We start from the raw sequence: 18,774 nt of genomic DNA, 5'->3' as shown, positions 1-18,774 counted from the left end.
CCGTCTTCACCCAGAAGGCGCTACAACCCCGCCACGGCCCCGCTACATCCGATGTAGCGGGGCCGTGGCGATAACTTCTCGTAGTGGAAGCGGCATTGCGCGATGAAGATGCCGTCTTCCTCCACCTTGTAGACCAGACGGTGTTCCTTATCGATTCGCCTCGCCCAGAATCCCTGGAACCTGTGCTTGAGGGGTTCGGGTTTCCCGAGCCCCGCACTGCCGTTGCGCTCGATGTCTTTGATCAGGAGGTTGATGCGCTTGACGATTTTGCGGTCCTGGCCCTGCCAGTACACGTACTCGTCCCAAGCCCGTGATGACCAGGTGAGCTTCATTCGATGAGCTCCCGAACGACTCCTTTGCCGTTCTCGAGCTCTTCGATGGAGGCGAGCAGCCTGCGGGCGTTCGCCGGGCTGCTCATAAGGTAGGCGGTTTCCATCAGCGACTCGTATTCGCTGAGCGGCATGATGACGACCGACCTGCCCTCTTCGCGGGTGACGATCACCTCTTCTTGGTCATCGACCACGGCGTCAAGCGTCTTGTCGTACTCGGCCTTCGCCTCCGAGAACGTAATTGCCTTCATACTCACCTCCTCATCTTCTATGAAGAAGCGTAGCCTTCGGCGTCTCGACACGCCAGCTTCGAGGAACTTCCGGCATCAGGCCATGCGGTGGTGTTTGGGGCGGATTACCAGCCAGAACAACAGGGCGCCTATGCCGGAGGCGATCGCTATGAGGGCCGCGGTGGTGTTCCAGGCGCCCGGGAGGCTGAGTTCGTAGAACTCGGCCAGCGGCGGGATCGCCAGGACCGCGAAGAAGGCCCCGCCGCAGGCGGCGACCAGGCCGAACTTCCACGGGGTGTAGGGCTTGGCCACGACCGCGAGGGCCGTCAGTGCGATCGCGAAGAGGGTGATGCCGGCCGTCGTCTGGGTGTCGATGTGGGCGCCGCCGTGGTTCAGGGAGAGCAGGTAGACGATGAAGGTCGGGATCGCGCACGCCAGGCCCGCCGGGATCGCGAATCTGAGCACTCGGTTTATGAAGCCCGGCTTCGCCCGGTCGAACGTGGGGGCGAGCGCCAGGAAGAACGCCGGAATGCCGATCGTGAACATGTTCAGCAGGCTCTGGTGGAGGGGATTGAACGGGTAGGGGAGCTGCTCGCCGCCCTGGGCCCAGGACACGATCGCGCCGACGCCGACCAGGAGCGCCAGCGTGATCGCGTAGACGGTCTTGGTCAGGAACAGGTTCGAGACCCGCTCGATGTTGCCGAGCACCCGGCGCCCCTCGGCCACCACGTGCGGCAGCGTCGCGAACTCGTCGTCCAACAGCACCACCTGGGCGACCGACCGGGCCGCGGGCGATCCCGAGCCCATCGCGATGCCGAGGTCGGAGTCCTTGAGGGCGAGCACGTCGTTGACGCCGTCGCCGGTCATCGCCACCGTGTGGCCCCTCGATTGGAGCGCCTTGACGAAGTCGCGCTTCTGGTGCGGTTTGACCCGGCCGAAGATCGTGTTCTCCTCCATGACCTCGGCCAGCCGGTCGGGGTCGTCGGGGAGCCTGCGGGCGTCGACCGTGTCGCCGGCGCCGTCGACGCCCAGCTGCGCCGCCACCGCGCCGACCGCGGCCGGGGAGTCGCCGGAGATGATCTTGATCGCCACGCCCTGCTCCTTGAAGTACTCAAGGGTCTTGGCGGCGGTGGGTCGCAGCCGCTGGCGCAGCACCACCAGGGCCTTCGGCTCGATGCCCGAGGCCCCGCCGGTCGTGGAGGCCGATTCGGCGGTCACCAGCGCCAGCACCCGCAGGCCCTGGGCCGCGAGCACGTCGGCCTCCAGCGCCACCGGGTCGTCGCCGCCCAGCAGCACGTCGGGCGCGCCCAGCAGCCAGGTGCCGTTGTCGGTGAACCGGACTCCGCTCCACTTTCGCGCCGAGGAGAACGGCATCGCCTCGATGACCCGCCACGACGGGTCGCCGTGGTCGTGCTCGGCCAAGTGCTCGGCGACCGCCTGCATGGTCGGGTTGGGGCTGTCGTCGGCGGCCCGCAGCGCGGCCAGGGCGTCGACGACCGCCTGAGAGTCCTGGCCGTCCACCGGCCGGATGTCCTGGACGTCCATGCCGCCCTCGGTGAGGGTCCCGGTCTTGTCCAGGCACAGCACGTCCGCCCTCGCCAGCCCCTCGATCGCCGGCAGCTCCTGCACCAGGCACTTGCGCTGCCCGAGCCGGATGATCCCGACCGCGAACGCCACCGACGTCAGCAGCACCAGGCCCTCGGGGATCATCGGCACGATCCCGGCCACGGTGGACACGATCGTGTCGGTGAACGCCTCCTGGTCGATCATCTGGCTGACGATCAGGAGGATCGCCACCGGCAGGATCAGCCACGAGATGAGCTTGATGAAGCGGTTGATCGCCGTCTGGAGCTGCGAGTCGGTGCGTTTGAACCGGCTGGCCTCCTCGACCAGCTTCGCCGCGTACGACTCGGCGCCGATCTTCTCGGCCCGGAACACCCCGGTCCCGGCCACCACGAACGAACCGGACTGGACCTCGTCCCCCGGCGCCTTCGCCACCGGGTCGGCCTCGCCGGTCAGCAGGGACTCGTCGATCTCCAGGTTCCGCGACTCCACCACCGGCCCGTCGACCACGATCCGGTCGCCCGGTTCGAGCGCCACCAGGTCGTCGCGCACGATCTCGGTCGGGTCGACCACCTTGATCTCGCCCTCGCGCAGGACTCTCGCCGGAGACCGGTTCAGCAGCGACAGCCGGTCGAGGGTGCGCTTGGCGCGCAGCTCCTGGATCGTGCCGATCGCGATGTTCGCCAGGATCACCCCGGCGAACAGCGTCTGCTTCCAGCCGCCGAAGATCAGCGCGATGACGCCCAGGACGCCGATCAGCCCGTTGATGGGCGTGATCAGGTTGGCGCGCAGGATCGCCGACAGCGGGCGGCTGGTGTGCCGCTTGGTCTGGTTGACCGCGCCGGACTCGACGCGCTTGGCGACCTCGGCGGCCGACAGGCCGCGGTTCTCGGCGAGCATGGGAGTCGTCACGTCGCAAAGCCTATTCGATCGCGGCCGCTCCCACGTCCGCCGCGGGGCCGATTCCGCCGCTCGCCCCTAGGCCGATCGGCCGAGGGCCTCGCCCGGATCCACAGGCCAGGCCCGAGGGGGTATCCGGTGGCGCCCTGCGGGGCCGAATCCGTAGAATTCCTGGACATGGCCAAAGTACTCACACCGCAGAGCGAGGACTTCCCTCGCTGGTACCAGGACGTCATCACCAAGGCCCAGCTGGCCGAGAACGGCCCGGCCAAGGGCTCGCAGGTGATCCGACCGTCCGGGTACGCGCTGTGGGAGCGCATGGTCGAGGAGATGGACGCCCGCATCAAGGAGACCGGCACCGAGAACGCCTCGTTCCCCCTGCTGATCCCCGAGTCGTACTTCAAGAAGGAGGCCGACCACGTCGAGGGCTTCGCCCCCGAGCTGTGGATGGTCACCCACGGCGGCGGCAAGCAGCTCGAGGAGCCCCTGGCGATCCGGCCCACCTCCGAGACCATCATCGGCGAGTACATGTCCAAGTGGACCAAGTCCTACCGCGACCTGCCGCTGCTGCTCAACCAGTGGTGCAATGTCATGCGGTACGAACTGCGCACCCGCCTGTTCCTGCGCTCCTCGGAGTTCCTGTGGCAGGAGGGCCACACCGTCCACGCCACCTACGAGGAGGCGCACGAGTTCACCCTGCGCATCCTCCACGAGGTCTACGCCGACTTCATGGAGAACGTGCTGGCCCTGCCGGTGCTGCGCGGCATCAAGACCGAGGCCGAGCGCTTCGCCGGGGCCCTGAACACCTTCGGGTGCGAGGCGATCATGCGCGACGGCAAGGCCCTCCAGATGGGCACCTCGCACGAGCTGGGCCAGAACTTCGCCAAGGCGTTCGACATCCAGTTCCTCGGCTCCGACGGCAAGCAGCACCACGGCTGGACCACCTCCTGGGGCACCTCGACCCGCATGGTCGGCGGCCTGATCATGGGCCACGGCGACGACGACGGCCTGCGCGTGCCGCCGCAGCTCGCGCCCGTCCAGGCCCACGTCATGGTCGTCAAGGACTCCGACGAGGTCTCCGCGGCCGCCAAGAAGGTCTACGACGAACTCAAGGGCGACGGCCTGCGAGTGAGACTCGACACCCGCGGCGACGTGGCCTTCGGCCGCCGCGCGGTCGACGCCGAGCTCAAGGGCTACCCGGTGCGGATCGAGATCGGCCCCCGCGACCTCAAGAACGGCGAGGCCACCCTGGTCCGCCGCGTCTCGGGCACCAAGGAGACCGTCCCGCTCGGGATGCTCGCCGAAGCGGTCGCGACCGCGCTCGACGCCGACCAGCAGGCCCTGTTCGACGAGTCGCTGGAGTTGCGCGAGTCGATCACCGCCGACGCCGGGAGCGTGGACGAGGCGATCGAGGCCGCCCAGACCGGGCTGGCCCGGATCGCCTGGGACGACTGCGGCGTGGAAGGGGAGGCCAGGGCCGCCGAATCGGGCGTCACCGTCCGGGTCCTCCAGCGCGCGGACGGCACCGTGCCGGACTCGCTGGATGAGTCCGGTCTCATCGCCTACCTGTCCCGGTCGTACTGAAGAGCTGGTGCGATACACTCGGTCGTCGAAATGAGCTTTGGGACGGGTGCCCTCTCAACAACCGTGACGCAAAGCCAGGTCCTAGCGCAGCTCCCAGTGAATTCGGCTGGTGCGCCGCTGCGCTGACGTGATCCTTAAATCAGGAGTTACAGGAACGTGGCAGTAAAGATTCGCCTCACGCGAATGGGGAAGATCCGTACTCCCCAGTACCGCATCGTCGTCGCCGATTCGCGCGTCAAGCGCGACGGCAAGGTTATCGAGAATGTCGGGATCTACCGCCCGAAGGAGAACCCGTCCCGGATCGAGGTCGATTCCGACCGGATCCAGTACTGGCTGAGCGTGGGCGCCCAGCCGTCCGACCCTGTCAAGAAGCTGCTCTGCAAGACCGGCGACTGGCAGGAGTTCAAGGGCCTTCCGGCCCCGGCCCCGCTCAAGGAGGCCGAGCCGAAGCCCGAGAAGGACTCGCTGTATCTGGCGGCCCTCAAGGAGTCCGGCGTCGACCCGTCGAAGGCGTACGTCCCCGAAGAGGACGCCGCGCCCAAGAAGGTCGAGAAGAAGGCGAAGAAGTCCGCCGAGAAGGCCGACGAGTCCGCTAAGACTGAAGAGGTCAAGGCGGACGACGCCGAGAAGACCGAGGAAAAAGGGGAGTAGCCCGTGCTGCGGCCAGCGCTTGAACACCTTGTCAAAGGCATCGTCGACCACCCCGACGACGTCAGGGTCCGTCTGGTCGACTCCCGTCGCGGCAAGCGGCTCGAGGTCCGGGTCAACCCCGACGACCTCGGGACCGTCATCGGCCGGGGTGGTCGGACCGTCAACGCCCTTCGCCAGATCATCGGCTCGGTCGGTGGTCGCGGCATTCGCGTTGAGGTAGTCGATTCCTACTAGGTCTCGTCGCGCGGCCTCGGGGGGTTCGCCCCCCGGGGCCGCGTTTTCTATGAACTTCCCCGCTACGGATCAGGCTTTGGAACAGCGTATGGAACAGGTCGTGGTCGGCCGGATCGTCCGCCCGCACGGGGTGCGCGGCGAGGTCGTCGTCGATGTCCGCACCGACGAGCCGGAGCAGCGGTTCCGGCCCGGCACCGAGTACCGGACCCGCGACGGCGTCCTGCGGGCCGAGACCGTGCGCTGGCATCAGGGGCGCCCGATGCTCACCCTCGAAGGGGTGCGGGGCCGGGAGGCGGCCGAGGCGTTGCGCGGCGTGGACTTGATGGTCGACCTGTCGCTCTCGGACCTGCCCGGGCCCGGCGACGACGAATACCACGACACCGAGCTGATCGGCCTGCGCGTGGTCGACGGCGACGGCGTCGAGATCGGCACCGTCTCCCGGATCGACCACGGCCCGGCCCACGAGACGCTCGTGGTCCGGCGCCCGGGCGAGCACCCGGCGCTGATCCCGTTCGTGGGCGAGATGATCGACGACATCGACCTCGACGCCGACACCATCGTCGTCGAACTCCCGCCCGGCCTGCTGGAGCTTTGATGCGCGTCGACGTCGTCACCGTCTTCCCCGAGTACCTCGCCCCGCTGGAGCTGTCGCTCATCGGCCGCGCCCGCGAGCGCGGCCTGCTCGACGTGAACGTCCACGACCTGAGGCGCTGGACCCACGACGTCCACCACTCGGTCGACGGCCCGCCGGCCGGCGGCGGGGCCGGGATGGTCATGAAGCCGCAGCCGTGGGGCGAATGCCTCGACGAGCTGGTGTTCGACGCCGGTGAGGAGCGCCCGCACCTGCTGGTGACCAGCCCGGCCGGGCGCCCGTTCACGCAGGAGACGGCCCGCGAGCTGGCCGCCGAGCCGTGGCTGATGTTCGCCTGCGGGCGCTACGAGGGCATCGACCAGCGCGTCGTCGACCACGCCTCCGAGCACATGGCCGTCACCGAGGTCTCGCTCGGCGACTACGTGCTCTTCGGCGGCGAGGTGGCCGTCCTGGCGATCGTCGAGGCCGTCGCCAGGCTGCTTCCGGGGGTCCTCGGCAACGCCGCGTCCCTGGAGGACGAGTCGCATAACGCCGGACTCCTGGAGTCCCCGGCCTACACGCGCCCGGCCGAGTGGCGCGGCCACGAGGTGCCGCCGGTGCTGCTGTCGGGCGACCACGCCAAGGTCGACCGGTGGCGGCGCGACCAGGCGCTGCTGCGCACCGCCCGGGTCCGACCCGATTTGCTGGCCGGACCGGCGCGCGATAGCCTCGACGAACGTGACCGGCGCCTACTCGAAGGGGCCGGGTTCGAGCTGCCCGGCGAGAATGTGGCAGATTAGTATCCAAGACCGTCGTGATGTGCCGTCAGTTCAAGCGGTACCTCTCCCGGCGACCGAGCTTTTTATCAACGAGGGTTGAGTTCAATGAACGTTCTGGACGAGCTGAACGCTGCTTCGATGCGGGCCGACGTGCCCGACTTCCGCCCCGGCGACACCGTGAAGGTGCACGTCCGAGTGCAGGAAGGCGCCAGGTCCCGTGTCCAGGTGTTCCAGGGCGTCGTCATTCGCCGCCACGGCGCCGGCATCGGTGAGACCTTCACCGTCCGCAAGATCAGCTACGGCATCGGCGTCGAGCGCACCTTCCCGGTGCACGGCCCGATGATCGACCGCATCGAGGTCGCCATGCGCGGCAAGGTCCGCCGCGCCAAGCTGTACTACCTGCGCGGCCGCAAGGGCAAGGCCGCTACCAAGATCAAGGAGAAGCGCGACGTCTAGTCCGCGCTGAAGACTTCGGACCCCGGACCGCCTGGTCCGGGGTTTCCTTTTACCCGCGGGTTTCCGTTAGGCTCGTTTCATGAGTGCTGGTTCCTCCGATGGCGGTGCGTCGCGCAAGGGTCCGCGGCGCATCGACTGGGACCGGCTTCCCGGACCGGGCGGGCCCGGGCGGGCCCCGACCCCTCCGCCGCGCCGCGCGGTTCGGCGCGGCCCCGGACCGCCCCCGGCCCGGCGGACGCCGGGATCGCCCCACGCGGGCGGACCGGCCGAGCGCGCCCCGCGGGTCGGGGACGGCCTCACCGGCTCCCAGCCGCGGGTCACCGGCTCCTACGACCGGGTGACCGGCACCCACCGGCAGGTCGACGCCCGGCGGCGCGGCGGCGGGCCCGACAAGGAGGCCGAGAGCCGCCTGTCGCAGCCGCACAAGCGCCACTACCTGTCGCTGTGGATCGAGCTGCCGCTGCTGCTGGTGGTGGCGTTCTCGGCGGCGGTGCTGCTGCGGACCTTCGCCGTCCAGCCGTTCTACATCCCCTCTGGGTCGATGGAGCAGACCCTGCAGGAGGGCGACAAGGTCCTGGTCCTCAAGCTCACCTCGACGCTCAGGACCCCGCAGCGCGGCGAGGTGATCGTCTTCCGCGGCACCGACCGCTGGGACCCCGAGTACCGCCCCGTCGGCGGCGGGAGCGCTCTATCGGACTTCGGTACGGCCGTGCTCGACCTGGTGGGTCTGGCCGAGCCCGACGAGAAGGACTTCATCAAGCGGGTGATCGCCGTCGGCGGCGACACCGTCGCCTGCTGCGACGAGGACGGCAACGTGGTCGTCAACGGCGTCCCGCTGGTCGAGGACGAGTACGTCTTCGAGAACTCGCCCCTGGACGCCGAGCCCGGCTCGTGCCATTCGCGGCGGTTCGACGAGGTGGACGTGCCCGAAGGGCAGGTGTGGGTCATGGGCGACCACCGCGGCAACTCGCAGGACTCCCGCTGCCAGGGGCCGGTCCCGGTCGAGAACATCATCGGCAGGGCCATATCCCTGGTGTGGCCGACCGACCGCGCCAGGAACCTGGAGATACCCGAGGCGTTCGAGGTCCTGGAGGGCACAGGCGGCGGTTCGAGCGGCTCCCAGGTGACCCAGGCGTCCGCGGCGATCGGCTCGAACCGGGCCCTGCCGGTCGAGTGGGAGATGCCGTCGGCCTTGCCCGCCACGGGGATGCGGACCGAGGGTCGGCAGGCCACTGCGAGAGTGGCTGCCCCGAGCGGCGGTGGGCGACCGCGTAGACTCGCACCGTGATCGAAGAAGGGCAATCGTCGGGTGCGGACGACGACGGTGGCGGCAGCGCGGAGGAATCCCCGGATCAAATAGCCGACAAGAGCAAGAAGAAGGGCTCGTTCTGGAAGGAACTGCCCATCCTGCTCGGTGTGGCGATCCTGGTCGCGGTGGTGGTGCGCACGTTCGTCATCCAGACGTATTACATTCCCTCGGGTTCGATGGAGACGACGCTGGAGCTCAACGACCGCGTGCTGGTCAACAAGCTCGTCTACAACTTCTCCGAGCCCGAGCGCGGCGACATCATCGTCTTCCATGCCCCCGAATCGTGGCGGACCAACATGGAGGAGGACGAGTTCATCAAGCGGGTCATCGCCGTCGGCGGCGACCACGTGGTGTGCTGCGACGACCAGGGCAGGATCACCATCAACGGCGAGCCGCTCGACGAGACCGACTACCTGTACGTCAACCCCCTCACCGGGGACCAGAACGTGCCCAGCCAGGATCCGTTCGACCTGGTCGTCCCCGACGGGCGCATCTGGGTCATGGGCGACCACCGGCAGGCCTCGGGCGACTCGCGGCAGCGCTTCAAGGACACCTGCACCCATCTCCCGTACACACCGACCTGCGGCGACATACAGGCCTCGACCATCGCCGTGGACGACGTCATAGGCAAGGCGTTCGTCCTGTTCTGGCCGTTCGACCACTTCAACTGGTTCTCCGAGCCCGCGACGTTCGAGGACGTCCCCGACCCGTCCTGACCGTGCTGCGACCAGTCTCTGCCCGCATGCGCCGCGAGGGCGACCTGTACGCGCTCGAGGCGGCGCTGGAGCGCCGCGGCCTCGGCCCGGTGGCCGGGGTCGACGAGGCCGGACGCGGCGCCTGCGCCGGGCCGCTCGTGGTGGCCGCCGTGGTCCTGCCGCCCGGGGCCAGGCCGCCCGAGCTCGGCGACTCCAAGCTGCTGACCGCCGCCGCCCGCGAGCGCGTCTTCGAACGGCTCTCGCGCGGCCGCGCCCGCGTGTCGGTGGTCGCCTATCCGCCCGGCGAGATCGACGACCGGGGCGTCGGGGTCTGCAATCTGGAGGGGATGCGCCGCGCCGTCGCCCGGCTTCCGGTCCGGCCCGGCTACGTCCTCACCGACGGCTTCGCGGTCTCGGGGATGCCCTCCGCGAGTCTCGGGGTCATCAAGGGCGACCGCACCGCCGCGTGCGTGGCCGCGGCCGGGATCGTCGCCAAGGTCACCCGCGACCGGCTCATGGAGGAGCTGCACGCCGGCTTCCCCGAGTACGGCTTCGCCGAGCACAAGGGCTACGGGACCGCGGCGCACGCCGAGGCCCTGGGCCGCTGGGGTCCGAGCCGGGCCCACCGGCTGTCCTACGCCAACGTGGCCGAGCACCTCCCTGCCGACCGGCTGGCCGCGGTCCGCGGCGGGCCGCCGCGCACTATCGTGGGAGGGGCCGTTGAGAAGGAGGAGCGTTGAGCGCCGAGGACCTCGAGAAGTACGAGACCGACATGGAGCTGCAGCTTTACCGCGAATACCGCGACATCGTCCGGCAGTTCACCTACGTCGTCGAGACCGAGCGCCGCTTCTACCTGGCCAACTCGGTCGAAGTCCAGGTGCGCGGGGCCGACGCCGAGACCTACTTCGAGGTCGAGATGAACGACGCGTGGGTCTGGGACATGTACCGACCGGCCCGGTTCGTGAAGCACGTGCGCGTCCTGACGTTCAAGGACGTCAACGTCGAGGAGCTCGACAAACCGGATATGACGCTTCCTTGAAGCCGCCCCGGCCGGAGCGAATTCGGAGCCGAACCGGCGGTGGGCGCGCCGCTAAGATTGGCGCGTGTCAACTCTCCGCGATGTAGTCAGCGCCCACACCGCCCTGTCCTCGAACTCCGCGGCGCACCTTCAGCGCCTGGTGGCCGAGTGGCAGCTGCTCGCCGACCTGTCCTTCGCCGACTTCCTGCTGTGGGGAGCGGTCAAGGACCACCCGGGCGGCTACGTGTGCCTCGCCCAGGTCCGGCCCACCACCGGGCCGACCGCTTACGAGGAGGACCAGGTCGGGCGCATCGTGGAGGGCGAGGACGCCGCGCACCTGCACGTGGCGTTCACCGACGGGCGCATCTTCCGCGAGGGCGACCCGGTCTGGCGCGGCGACGTGGCAGCCCGCCACGAGGCGATCCCGGTCCGCCGCCGCGACCGCAACCAGGTCATCGCCGTCGCCGCCCGCGACACCAACCTCTCCGACACCCGCAGCCCCTCCCACTTGGAGCTCAACTACCTCAAGACCGCCGACTACCTGGTGCAGATGCTCACCGACGGCGGCTTCCCGCCGCCGCTGCTGCCCGGCGAGCCGACCACCGCGCCGCGCATCGGCGACGGTCTGGTCCGCATCGGCGCCGACGGCCTGGTCCGCTACGCCTCCCCGAACGCCCTGTCGGCCTACCGCCGCATGGGCGTCACCGGGCACCTGCGCGACCGCGACCTGGCCGAGCTGACCCGGAGCCTGCCGGCCGACCCGAGGGCCGGGGCCGACGCCGCCCGCCGGATCCGCGACGCCCTCGCCGGAGGCACCCCGCGCCGCAAGGAGATCGAGGCCAAGGGCGCCACGGTGCTCATGCGGGCCCTGCCGCTGCGCCCGGGCGGCAAACCCGCCGGGGCCCTGGTGCTGGTGCGCGACATCACCGAGGTGCGGCGGCTCGACCGCGAACTGGTGACCAAGGACGCCACGATCCGTGAGATCCACCACCGCGTCAAGAACAACCTCCAGACCGTGGCCGCGCTGCTGCGCCTCCAGGCCCGCCGCGTCGGCTCCCCGCAGGCGCGCACCTCCCTGGAGGAGTCGGTGCGCCGCGTCGCCTCGATCGCGCTGGTCCACGAGACGCTCGCCCAGTCCAGCGACGAGTCGGTCGGCTTCGACCAGATCGTCGACCGGGTCGCGAGCATGGCCGTCGAGGTCTCGGTCGCCGAGTCGAAGGTCACCCTCCGCCGCGAGGGGACGTTCGGGGTCATCCCCAGCGAGTACGCCACGCCGCTGGTCATGGTCGTCAACGAGCTGATCCAGAACGCCGTCGAGCACGCCTACCCGCCCGGGCAGGAGGGCGAGGTCGTCATCGGCGTGGCCCGCGACGGCGACCGCTTCCGCGTGACCGTCTCCGACTCCGGCAAGGGCCTGCCCGAGGGGTTCCAGATCGCCGGCTCCAACCGGCTCGGCCTCCAGATCGTCTACACCCTGGTCACCGGGGAACTGCGCGGCACCATCGACATGCGCCCGCGACCCGAGGGCGGCACCGAAGCGGTAGTGGATTTCTCGCTTCAGTGACGTACCTCCGGATGTCCAGCAGCCGGGACATGGCTGTGAATTGTCGTCGAGGTGTGGCATCCTTGCTTGCATGTCTTCTGCGCACGGACTCCGCCTCGTGGCACGCCGCCACGTGGACTTCTGCCGTGTGTTCAGCGCCGCCTGTCTGATGCGCGCTTAATCTCGCAACCGGTCTCAGCCGGAGAATCCTGCAATCACTGTGTCCGCATCACCCGGGAGAACTGTGCCAACGCCAACGCGCAAACCCAGCCGCCCGAAGGGCCAGGGCCAATGGGCCATGGGCCACCGCGAGCCGCTCAACAAGAACGAGCAGTCCAAGAAGGACGACAACCCGCTCAACGTGCGGCAGCGCATCGAGGGCATCTACGCTCACGGGGGCTTCGACTCGATCGACCCCGCCGACCTGCGTGGACGGTTCCGCTGGTGGGGTCTTTACACGCAGCGCCGACCCGGCATCGAGGGCGGCAAGACCGCCATCCTCGAGGACGAGGAGCTCGACGACCGCTACTTCATGATGCGCGTGCGCATGGACGGCGGCCAGCTCACCCGGGAGCAGCTGCGCACGGTCGCCGGCATCTCCAAGGAGTTCGCGCGCGACACCGCCGACGTCACCGACCGCGAGAACGTCCAGTACCACTGGATCCGCATCGAGGACGTCCCCGAGATCTGGCGCCGCCTCGAAGCGGTCGGACTGGACACCCAGGAGGCTTGCGGCGACTGCCCGCGCGTCGTCCTCGGCTCCCCGGTCGCCGGGGTCAGCGAGGACGAGGTGATCGACCCCACCCCGCAGATCAAGGAGATCCACGACCGGTTCGTCGGCGACAGGAGCCTGTCGAACCTGCCGCGCAAGTACAAGACCTCGATCTCCTGGCTGCCCGACAGCCCGTACGAGACCAACGACTTCTCGCTGATCGGCGCCCACCACCCCGAGCTGGGCCCCGGCTTCGACCTGTGGGTCGGCGGCGGCCTGTCCACCAACCCGATGTTCGCCCAGCGCCTGGGCGTGTGGGTCTCCCAGGACGACCTGGTCGAGGTCTGGCACGGGGTCACGCAGATCTTCCGCGACTGGGGCTACCGGCGCCTGCGCACCCGCGCCCGCCTGAAGTTCCTGGTCAAGGACTGGGGCGCCGAGAAGTTCCGCGAGGTCCTGGAGTCCGAGGCCTATCTGGGCCGCAAGCTCCCCGACCTCGAGGCGCCGCCGGTGCCCGAGAAGCTCATCGACCACATCGGCGTCCACCGTCAGAGCGACGGCAACTACTACATCGGCGTCGCCCCCGTGGTCGGCCGCGTGTCCGGGGCCATGCTCGACCAGCTCGCGGACGTGGCCGAGAAGTACGGCTCCGACCGCGTGCGCACCACGCCGCTCCAGAAGCTGCTGCTGCTGGACGTTCCCGGCGACCGGGTCGACGAGGCCGTCGAGGACCTGCGCGCGATCGGCCTGGAGGCCGAGCCGTCGCCGTGGCGCCGCGCCACCATGGCCTGCACCGGCATCCAGTTCTGCAAGCTGGCCATCGTCGACACCAAGGACCGCGCCCGCGACCTCGTCGCCGAGCTCGAGAAGCGCGTCCCCGAGCTCGACGTGCCGATCTCGGTCCACGTCAACGGCTGCCCCAACGCCTGCGCCCGCACGCAGACCGCGGACATCGGGCTCAAGGGCCAGCTGGTGACCGTCGACGGCCAGCAGGTCGAGGGCTTCCAGGTCCACCTCGGCGGCGGCCACGCCGGCAGCGCGAGCCTGGGCCGCAAGGCCCGCGGCCTCAAGGTCGCCTCCACCGACCTCGGCGACTATGTCGAACGCGTCACCCGCCGCTACCTCGCGGGCAGGTCGGCGGGGGAGAGCTTCGCCAAATGGGTCCACCGGGCCGACGAAGAGGAATTGAAGTGAGCGGCCGAGTCGTTCCCTACTACTGCCCCTATTGCGGGGAGGAAGACCTCAGACCGTACGAGCCGGAGGGCGACAGCGACGTCGCCGTTCCCCACGGCGACGCTCGCGGAGCCGTAAGTTTGCGTGGCGGCTGGCACTGCCGCGACTGCACCCGAGTGTTCACCCTGAAGCACCACGGCATGGCGGTGCCGGTCATATCGGTTCCGCCCACCGGCGGGGAATCCCCGTCCTACCCCGAGGAGTAGACACATGAGCAGCACCACGAACCGGGATCCCTTCGAACTGCGCGACCTCGCCACCGACGCGGGCCGGCGCCTCGAAGACGCCGACGCCACCGAGATCATCGAGTGGGCCGTGGGCGAGTTCGGCGAGCGCTTCTGTGTGACCTCCTCGATGGCCGACGCCGCCGTGGTGCACTTGGCCAGCAAGGTCGCCCCCGGCCTCGACGTGGTGTTCCTCGACACCGGGCTGCACTTCCCCGAGACGCTCGAGGTCCGCGACTTCGTGGCCTCGACGATGGACGTCAACGTCCGCTCGATCCGGCCTGACCAGTCGGTCCTGGAGCAGGACGGCGAGTTCGGGCCGCGCCTGTTCGCGCGCTCGCCCGACGAGTGCTGCGCGCTGCGCAAGGTGATGCCGCTCAACGAGGCGCTGGCCGACTACGACGCCTGGGCCACCGGTCTGCGCCGCGATGAGGGCCCGACCCGCGCCAATACGCGCGTGGTCGACTTCGACGTCACCCGCCGCAAGATCAAGGTCTCCCCGATCGCGAAGTGGACCGAGGCCGAGCAGCTCGCCTACATCGAGCGCTACAACATCCCGGTCAACCCGCTGCTGAACGACGGCTTCCGCTCCATCGGATGCTGGCCGTGCACCCGCCGCACCGCGCCGGGGGAGGACCCTCGCGCGGGCCGCTGGGCCGCGTTCGACAAGACCGAGTGCGGACTGCATGCCTGATGCGGTAGTGCTGGTCGCGCACGGCAGCCCCGACCCCAGGTCGCCGGAGGCCGTGCGCGAGATCGCCGCCGCCGCGCGCGCCCGCGTGGGATTCCTGGAGTTCAACGAGCCCGACCCGGTCGAGGTGCTGTGCGAGCTGGCCGATGGCGGCGCGAGCCGCGCGGTGGCCCTGCCGCTGCTGCTGACCGACGCCTACCACTCCCGCACCGACCTCCCCGAGGTCGCCCGGAGGGCCGAGGAGGAGCGCCCGGGCCTGACGGTGACCGTGGCCCGCCCGGTCGGCGACGAGTCGCTGGCGCAGGCCCTCGTCCGCGGCCTGCCCGAAGGCGTCGACGGCCTGGCCGTCCTCGCTGCGGGCACCAGGGTCGACGCCGGGCGCGAGCACGTGGCGGCCGTGGCCGCCGCGACCGGGAGGCTCTTGGGCGTGCCGGCCCGCGCCGGCTTCGCCTCCGGGCCCGGCCTCAGCGGTGGCGAAGCGGTCGAGGAGCTGCGCGCCCTCGGCTGCGGGAGCGTGGCGGCCGCCTGCTATTTCATCGCCCCCGGCAAGCTGTGCGACGTCGCGGTCTCCTCGGCGCGCGAGGCCGGGGTCGTCCACGTCGGCGGGCCGCTCGGCACCGCGCCCGAGCTGATCGCCCTGATCGCCGACCGCGCCGGTCAGTCGTCCTGAGTGAAGGGCGCGCCGCCCTCGCCGAAGCCGACCGCGCGCCTGGTCGGCGCCGACAGCGCGAGCGCGGCGATCGCGACCGCCAGCCCCCAGGCGACGGCCCCGTAGACCGGGTGCGCGGCCTCCCGCAGGTAGTACCCGACCGGCAGCCACAGCAGGCCCTGGAACACGGCCTGGGCGATGATGTTGCGGGCCTGGATGAAGCGGCGGCCGATGAACCAGTAGTAGGCGGCCGCGAGCCCGGCGATGAGCGCGATGCCGACTGCCGCGCTCGCCGAGTCCACCTCCCCGGTGAAGACCTGTGCGATGCCCCACAGCCCGGCGGCGGCCAGGCCGATCGCCAAGAGCCAGAACAGCCCTCCCGCCGCGTAGAGGGTCCACGGTCGGGTACCGTCGCCCGGCTGATCGGTGACGGCGCCCATGTCGGCGTCGGTTTCGTTCACCCCGCAACCGTATCCCGGGCTACGCTGCGCTTATGCAAGCCCTGCAACCAGCGCCACAGCGTGGTCTGCTCATCGTCAACCCCAAGGCGTCCGCGACCTCCCGCCGACGGCTGCGCAGGGTGGTCAAGAAGCTGGGCGAAGTGATCGACGTCTCGACGGTCCACACCGACGAGCGCGGTCACGCCGAGGCGCTGGCCCGCGCCGGGGCCGAGAAGGGCTACGACGTGATCCTGAGCCTGGGCGGCGACGGCACGGTCAACGAGGTCGTCAACGGCATCCTCTCCGGAGGGCGCAAGGCCGCCGAGGCCCCGGTGTTCGCGCCGATCCCCGGCGGGTCGACCAACGTGTTCGCGCGGGCCCTCGGACTGGCCTGGGACCGCCGCAAGGCGGTCGGGCAGATCGTGGAGGCCCTGTGGGAGGGCCGGGAGCGCTTGGTGAGCCTGGGCCGGGTGACCGACGACTCCGAGGACCGACTGTTCACCTTCTGCGCCGGACTCGGCTGGGACGCGTCGGTCATCCAGAAGGTGGAGACCTATCGGCGCAACGGACGCAACTTCGGGGCCCATTACGCGCGCGCGGTCATGGCAGAACTGAACGAGCACGGCGTCGAGGGCGAGACGGTCGAAGTGGAGATGTCCTCGGGGGAGATCGACTCCTCCACCGGCATGGTGGTGGTCCAGAACTGCGCCCCGTGGACCTACTTGGGCACCCTTCCGGTGAATCTCAACGCGCGGGCGTCCTTTAATGCTGGACTTGATGTCCTGATTCTGCGTAAACTTGGGTTGTCGGCAGCCGCCCGCACCGCCGCCTCACTTCTGGTGGGGCGCGAAGGCCCGGACGGTAAGCACGCGGTCACGCATCACGATCTTTCCCGGATCAAGTTGCGCGCGTCGCACCCGCAGGCGTTCCAACTCGACGGGGATTATCTCGGAGAGCGGACGGAACTCGAACTCACATCGGTTCCGGAGGCATTGCGGGTGGCGTGCTAACAACTTGGGAAAACCTGAGCGTTGGTGTTGACAAGTCGACCAGGAGCGGGCAAGGTTGATTTCGCCGCCCAATGAGCTCATTTACAGCTCGCAAGCTCCGTAGAGGTGGGCGGTTGAGACTTAGACAATCGAATATCGTATTTTCGGTGTGTTTTGACCGGGCATTGGATCTTCACTTGGTGCCCAGTGCTCAGTCTCGACGAAGGTTGTGAGTCTTCAGTCAGTCCAGTCTGAGTATCAGTGTGTCAAAGCCGGTTCGACTCGCTGTCAGCACCCCCCGACCATACGATGGCGCGGGGAGGTGCTCCGGGACCCTCGGTAGGGGACCGGCAGCGTCCGGAGGGGCCGCCCGTGGGTCTTCTTCGAGGTAGAGCGGTGAGTTCACTCACTTCGAGGCAGTTTCCGGAGCCGAACCTCTTGACAAATCCAATCCTTGTGAAAGTATTCACAAGGTAGTCGGGTCAAGGTGCGGGCCGTCGACAATCGACCGGCCGACCCGCAGCGGTGGTGGGTGCTCTCGCGTGTGCCCAGGCGTTCAGCGATGGCGCTGAAGCGATTGAGAGCGATTCCGTGACTCGCGGTGACAGTTGTCCCGCGGGGGTGGTCCCGCCTTCCCGCCGTGGGTCGAAAGGTGGTTCCGCGCTTCGGTGAATACCGTCTCCAATGCAGTATCGGAAGACGGGATTCCCAAGCGGCCGAACCGCACGGACACCGAACCGCAAGCTATTCATAACACCGTGTAAGCGAACTTCTGAATTGCAGCAAGGAGATGTTTTGATGGATTGGCGCCACCAGGCCGTTTGCCGTGACGAGGACCCCGAACTGTTCTTCCCGATCGGGGACACCGGCCCGGCCTTGACTCAGGTTGAGCAGGCCAAGAGCGTCTGCAGGCGGTGCCCCGTCACCGAGTCGTGCCTCCAGTGGGCGCTCGAGACCGGACAGGACGCCGGCGTGTGGGGCGGGATGAGCGAGATGGAGCGCCGCGAGCTCAAGCGCCGCTCCGGTGCGCTGCGCCCCCTGGCCGCCCAGGTCGGCTGAGACGCCCTGCGCGGAATCCCCTTGAGAAGAGAAGCCATCCCTCGAGTTTGATGCGCGAAGTTTGAAAGGCCCGGCGGTCCCGCCGGGCCTTCAAGCTTTCCGGGGCTATTGCAGCCGGTACGACTCGGTGTCGGCGTCGCCCTCGGTCGCCGGGCGCTGCTGGAGGATGCGGATCGTCGCCGCCGCGGGGGTGGACTCGGAGTCGACCTCGTCGGTCAGGGCCCGCAGGACCTGCCACTGATAGGCGTTCCCGTCCAGCGGCTCGGAGCCGGGCCGGCTGAGGATGATCTGGAGGTGCTCCAGACTCACCTCCAGTCGGCAGTGCAGGGGCCCCTCGGCCTCACTGCGCTTTTTGAACGGACGCATGCGGCCGGAGTCCTGGGTGAGCAGCAGCGTCACCGCGGCGTTGACCGCCGCCCGCAGGTCCTCGATCTCGTCCAGGGAGAAGCCCAGCCGCGTGGCCACCGCCGCCGTCGCCGTCGGCAGGACCGACATGTAGTCGCCTCCCGTGGGGACGTCGAGCAGCAGCACGTCCTCGCGTTCATCGCTCACCGGCATCGCCGCTCCCACCTTGACTCGGCTCCCGGTCCACCAGGATAGTGCGCATCGCCGCCGCGCGGGCACCGCCCTGCTCGGCTTCACGCTTAGGGGCCTTCGGCGAATAAGTTGACCTTCCGGGTCGTGCGGTGCCTTGCCTCCGTCCGCGTCTGTCCCGGCCCCGATCCTCGGGTCCGGCGGTGCTCCGACCGGCGCGGCGCCCTGGCCGGGGTCCGGGCTCGGCCCCGGGCGGGGTGGCGGACGTGACGCCAGTCGGTGGACGGTGGCGGGCGGGCGTCATCGACGGTGCCGGATGGCCCGGACCGTAATGCTATGAAGCAAGCTTCTACGCAGCCTCTTTCTGTGGCACCACTCAGA

At 69.3% G+C, this 18,774-nt stretch carries 22 protein-coding genes; 17 read left to right on the top strand and 5 right to left on the bottom strand.

Features of this window, described 5'->3' with window-relative positions; genetic code table 11:
• Positions 1-20: 20 nt before the first annotated feature.
• From JFB92_RS13010 to JFB92_RS13000, 3 genes are all read right to left on the bottom strand, one after another.
• A complete protein-coding gene (locus JFB92_RS13010; RefSeq protein ID WP_199039160.1) occupies positions 21-332 on the bottom strand; it encodes a Txe/YoeB family addiction module toxin in 312 nt (103 codons plus the stop codon).
• Complete coding sequence (locus tag JFB92_RS13005; RefSeq protein WP_199039158.1) at positions 329-580, bottom strand: type II toxin-antitoxin system Phd/YefM family antitoxin; 252 nt, start codon at positions 578-580, stop codon at positions 329-331. Before JFB92_RS13005 ends, JFB92_RS13010 begins: the two co-directional genes overlap by 4 nt.
• A 75-nt stretch (positions 581-655) precedes the next feature.
• The gene (locus tag JFB92_RS13000) at positions 656-3,034 is read right to left on the bottom strand and encodes an HAD-IC family P-type ATPase (RefSeq protein ID WP_199039156.1); all 2,379 of its coding nucleotides are present in this window, start codon (positions 3,032-3,034) and stop codon (positions 656-658) included.
• A gap of 165 nt (positions 3,035-3,199) precedes the next feature.
• On the opposite strand from JFB92_RS13000, the gene proS reads away from it, so the two are divergent.
• From proS to JFB92_RS12925, 15 genes are all read left to right on the top strand, one after another.
• Positions 3,200-4,606: a proline--tRNA ligase gene (proS, locus tag JFB92_RS12995; RefSeq protein ID WP_199039153.1), complete on the top strand. Its 1,407-nt coding sequence runs from the start codon at positions 3,200-3,202 to the stop codon at positions 4,604-4,606.
• 156 nt (positions 4,607-4,762) lie between these two features.
• Positions 4,763-5,257 carry a 30S ribosomal protein S16 gene (gene rpsP, locus JFB92_RS12990; protein WP_199039150.1) on the top strand — a complete coding sequence of 165 codons (495 nt, stop codon included), beginning with the start codon at positions 4,763-4,765 and terminating at the stop codon, positions 5,255-5,257.
• A 3-nt stretch (positions 5,258-5,260) separates the two neighbouring features.
• Positions 5,261-5,491 (top strand): RNA-binding protein, encoded by a 231-nt coding sequence (locus JFB92_RS12985; RefSeq protein ID WP_199039147.1) that lies wholly within the window; start codon positions 5,261-5,263, stop codon positions 5,489-5,491.
• Positions 5,492-5,579: 88 nt separating this feature from the next.
• Positions 5,580-6,086 (top strand): ribosome maturation factor RimM, encoded by a 507-nt coding sequence (rimM, locus tag JFB92_RS12980; RefSeq protein ID WP_199039144.1) that lies wholly within the window; start codon positions 5,580-5,582, stop codon positions 6,084-6,086.
• The gene (trmD, locus tag JFB92_RS12975) at positions 6,086-6,862 is read left to right on the top strand and encodes a tRNA (guanosine(37)-N1)-methyltransferase TrmD (RefSeq protein WP_199039141.1); all 777 of its coding nucleotides are present in this window, start codon (positions 6,086-6,088) and stop codon (positions 6,860-6,862) included. Before rimM ends, trmD begins: the two co-directional genes overlap by 1 nt.
• Positions 6,863-6,946: 84 nt before the next feature.
• Positions 6,947-7,297 carry a 50S ribosomal protein L19 gene (gene rplS, locus JFB92_RS12970; RefSeq protein WP_199039137.1) on the top strand — a complete coding sequence of 117 codons (351 nt, stop codon included), beginning with the start codon at positions 6,947-6,949 and terminating at the stop codon, positions 7,295-7,297.
• 79 nt (positions 7,298-7,376) lie between these two features.
• A complete protein-coding gene (lepB, locus tag JFB92_RS12965; protein ID WP_199039134.1) occupies positions 7,377-8,585 on the top strand; it encodes a signal peptidase I in 1,209 nt (402 codons plus the stop codon).
• Positions 8,586-8,653: 68 nt separating this feature from the next.
• Positions 8,654-9,322: a signal peptidase I gene (lepB, locus tag JFB92_RS12960; RefSeq protein ID WP_372451634.1), complete on the top strand. Its 669-nt coding sequence runs from the start codon at positions 8,654-8,656 to the stop codon at positions 9,320-9,322.
• Entirely contained in the window at positions 9,319-10,041 is a 723-nt protein-coding gene (locus tag JFB92_RS12955; RefSeq protein ID WP_372451633.1) for a ribonuclease HII, read from the top strand. The genes lepB (JFB92_RS12960) and JFB92_RS12955 overlap by 4 nt, the downstream gene beginning before the upstream one ends.
• Complete coding sequence (locus JFB92_RS12950) at positions 10,038-10,340, top strand: DUF2469 domain-containing protein (RefSeq protein WP_199039131.1); 303 nt, start codon at positions 10,038-10,040, stop codon at positions 10,338-10,340. The genes JFB92_RS12955 and JFB92_RS12950 overlap by 4 nt, the downstream gene beginning before the upstream one ends.
• 64 nt (positions 10,341-10,404) lie before the next feature.
• Positions 10,405-11,883, top strand: coding sequence for a sensor histidine kinase (locus tag JFB92_RS12945; RefSeq protein ID WP_199039128.1), 1,479 nt, complete (start codon positions 10,405-10,407; stop codon positions 11,881-11,883).
• 193 nt (positions 11,884-12,076) lie between these two features.
• Positions 12,077-13,768 carry a nitrite/sulfite reductase gene (locus JFB92_RS12940; protein ID WP_372451632.1) on the top strand — a complete coding sequence of 564 codons (1,692 nt, stop codon included), beginning with the start codon at positions 12,077-12,079 and terminating at the stop codon, positions 13,766-13,768.
• Positions 13,765-14,013: a hypothetical protein gene (locus tag JFB92_RS12935; RefSeq protein WP_199039122.1), complete on the top strand. Its 249-nt coding sequence runs from the start codon at positions 13,765-13,767 to the stop codon at positions 14,011-14,013. The genes JFB92_RS12940 and JFB92_RS12935 overlap by 4 nt, the downstream gene beginning before the upstream one ends.
• 4 nt (positions 14,014-14,017) lie before the next feature.
• A complete protein-coding gene (locus JFB92_RS12930) occupies positions 14,018-14,725 on the top strand; it encodes a phosphoadenylyl-sulfate reductase (protein ID WP_199039119.1) in 708 nt (235 codons plus the stop codon).
• Positions 14,718-15,392 (top strand): sirohydrochlorin chelatase, encoded by a 675-nt coding sequence (locus JFB92_RS12925; protein ID WP_199039116.1) that lies wholly within the window; start codon positions 14,718-14,720, stop codon positions 15,390-15,392. The genes JFB92_RS12930 and JFB92_RS12925 overlap by 8 nt, the downstream gene beginning before the upstream one ends.
• Here the strand turns inward: JFB92_RS12925 and JFB92_RS12920 are convergent.
• Positions 15,380-15,832, bottom strand: a complete 453-nt coding sequence (locus tag JFB92_RS12920) for a hypothetical protein (protein WP_199039113.1) — start codon at positions 15,830-15,832, stop codon at positions 15,380-15,382. The two genes, JFB92_RS12925 and JFB92_RS12920, sit on opposite strands and share 13 nt — an antisense overlap.
• A gap of 32 nt (positions 15,833-15,864) precedes the next feature.
• Here JFB92_RS12920 and JFB92_RS12915 point away from each other — a divergent pair, with 32 nt between their 5' ends.
• Positions 15,865-16,821, top strand: coding sequence for a diacylglycerol/lipid kinase family protein (locus JFB92_RS12915; protein WP_199039111.1), 957 nt, complete (start codon positions 15,865-15,867; stop codon positions 16,819-16,821).
• A 777-nt stretch (positions 16,822-17,598) separates the two neighbouring features.
• Positions 17,599-17,859: a WhiB family transcriptional regulator gene (locus tag JFB92_RS12910; RefSeq protein WP_199039108.1), complete on the top strand. Its 261-nt coding sequence runs from the start codon at positions 17,599-17,601 to the stop codon at positions 17,857-17,859.
• A gap of 105 nt (positions 17,860-17,964) precedes the next feature.
• On the opposite strand, the gene JFB92_RS12905 is transcribed toward JFB92_RS12910, so the two are convergent.
• On the bottom strand, positions 17,965-18,411 hold the full coding sequence (locus JFB92_RS12905) for an ATP-binding protein (protein ID WP_199039105.1): 447 nt from the start codon (positions 18,409-18,411) through the stop codon (positions 17,965-17,967).
• Between the last annotated feature and the right edge of the window lie 363 nt (positions 18,412-18,774).

It is taken from the genome of Glycomyces salinus (genome assembly GCF_016428645.1).
Taxonomy (GTDB): Bacteria; Actinomycetota; Actinomycetes; order Mycobacteriales; family Micromonosporaceae; genus Glycomyces; species Glycomyces salinus.
This window is presented reverse-complemented; position numbering and strand designations above follow the sequence as displayed.

Coding starts and splice junctions, on each gene's coding strand:
- proS (WP_199039153.1), top strand. CDS start 3,200: ATGGCCAAAGTACTCACACCGCAGAGCGAGGACTTCCCTCGCTGGTAC.
- JFB92_RS12910 (WP_199039108.1), top strand. CDS start 17,599: ATGGATTGGCGCCACCAGGCCGTTTGCCGTGACGAGGACCCCGAACTG.
- rimM (WP_199039144.1), top strand. CDS start 5,580: ATGGAACAGGTCGTGGTCGGCCGGATCGTCCGCCCGCACGGGGTGCGC.
- lepB (WP_199039134.1), top strand. CDS start 7,377: ATGAGTGCTGGTTCCTCCGATGGCGGTGCGTCGCGCAAGGGTCCGCGG.
- JFB92_RS12915 (WP_199039111.1), top strand. CDS start 15,865: ATGCAAGCCCTGCAACCAGCGCCACAGCGTGGTCTGCTCATCGTCAAC.
- trmD (WP_199039141.1), top strand. CDS start 6,086: ATGCGCGTCGACGTCGTCACCGTCTTCCCCGAGTACCTCGCCCCGCTG.
- JFB92_RS12930 (WP_199039119.1), top strand. CDS start 14,018: ATGAGCAGCACCACGAACCGGGATCCCTTCGAACTGCGCGACCTCGCC.
- JFB92_RS13010 (WP_199039160.1), bottom strand. CDS start 332: ATGAAGCTCACCTGGTCATCACGGGCTTGGGACGAGTACGTGTACTGG.
- JFB92_RS12925 (WP_199039116.1), top strand. CDS start 14,718: ATGCCTGATGCGGTAGTGCTGGTCGCGCACGGCAGCCCCGACCCCAGG.
- JFB92_RS13005 (WP_199039158.1), bottom strand. CDS start 580: ATGAAGGCAATTACGTTCTCGGAGGCGAAGGCCGAGTACGACAAGACG.
- rplS (WP_199039137.1), top strand. CDS start 6,947: ATGAACGTTCTGGACGAGCTGAACGCTGCTTCGATGCGGGCCGACGTG.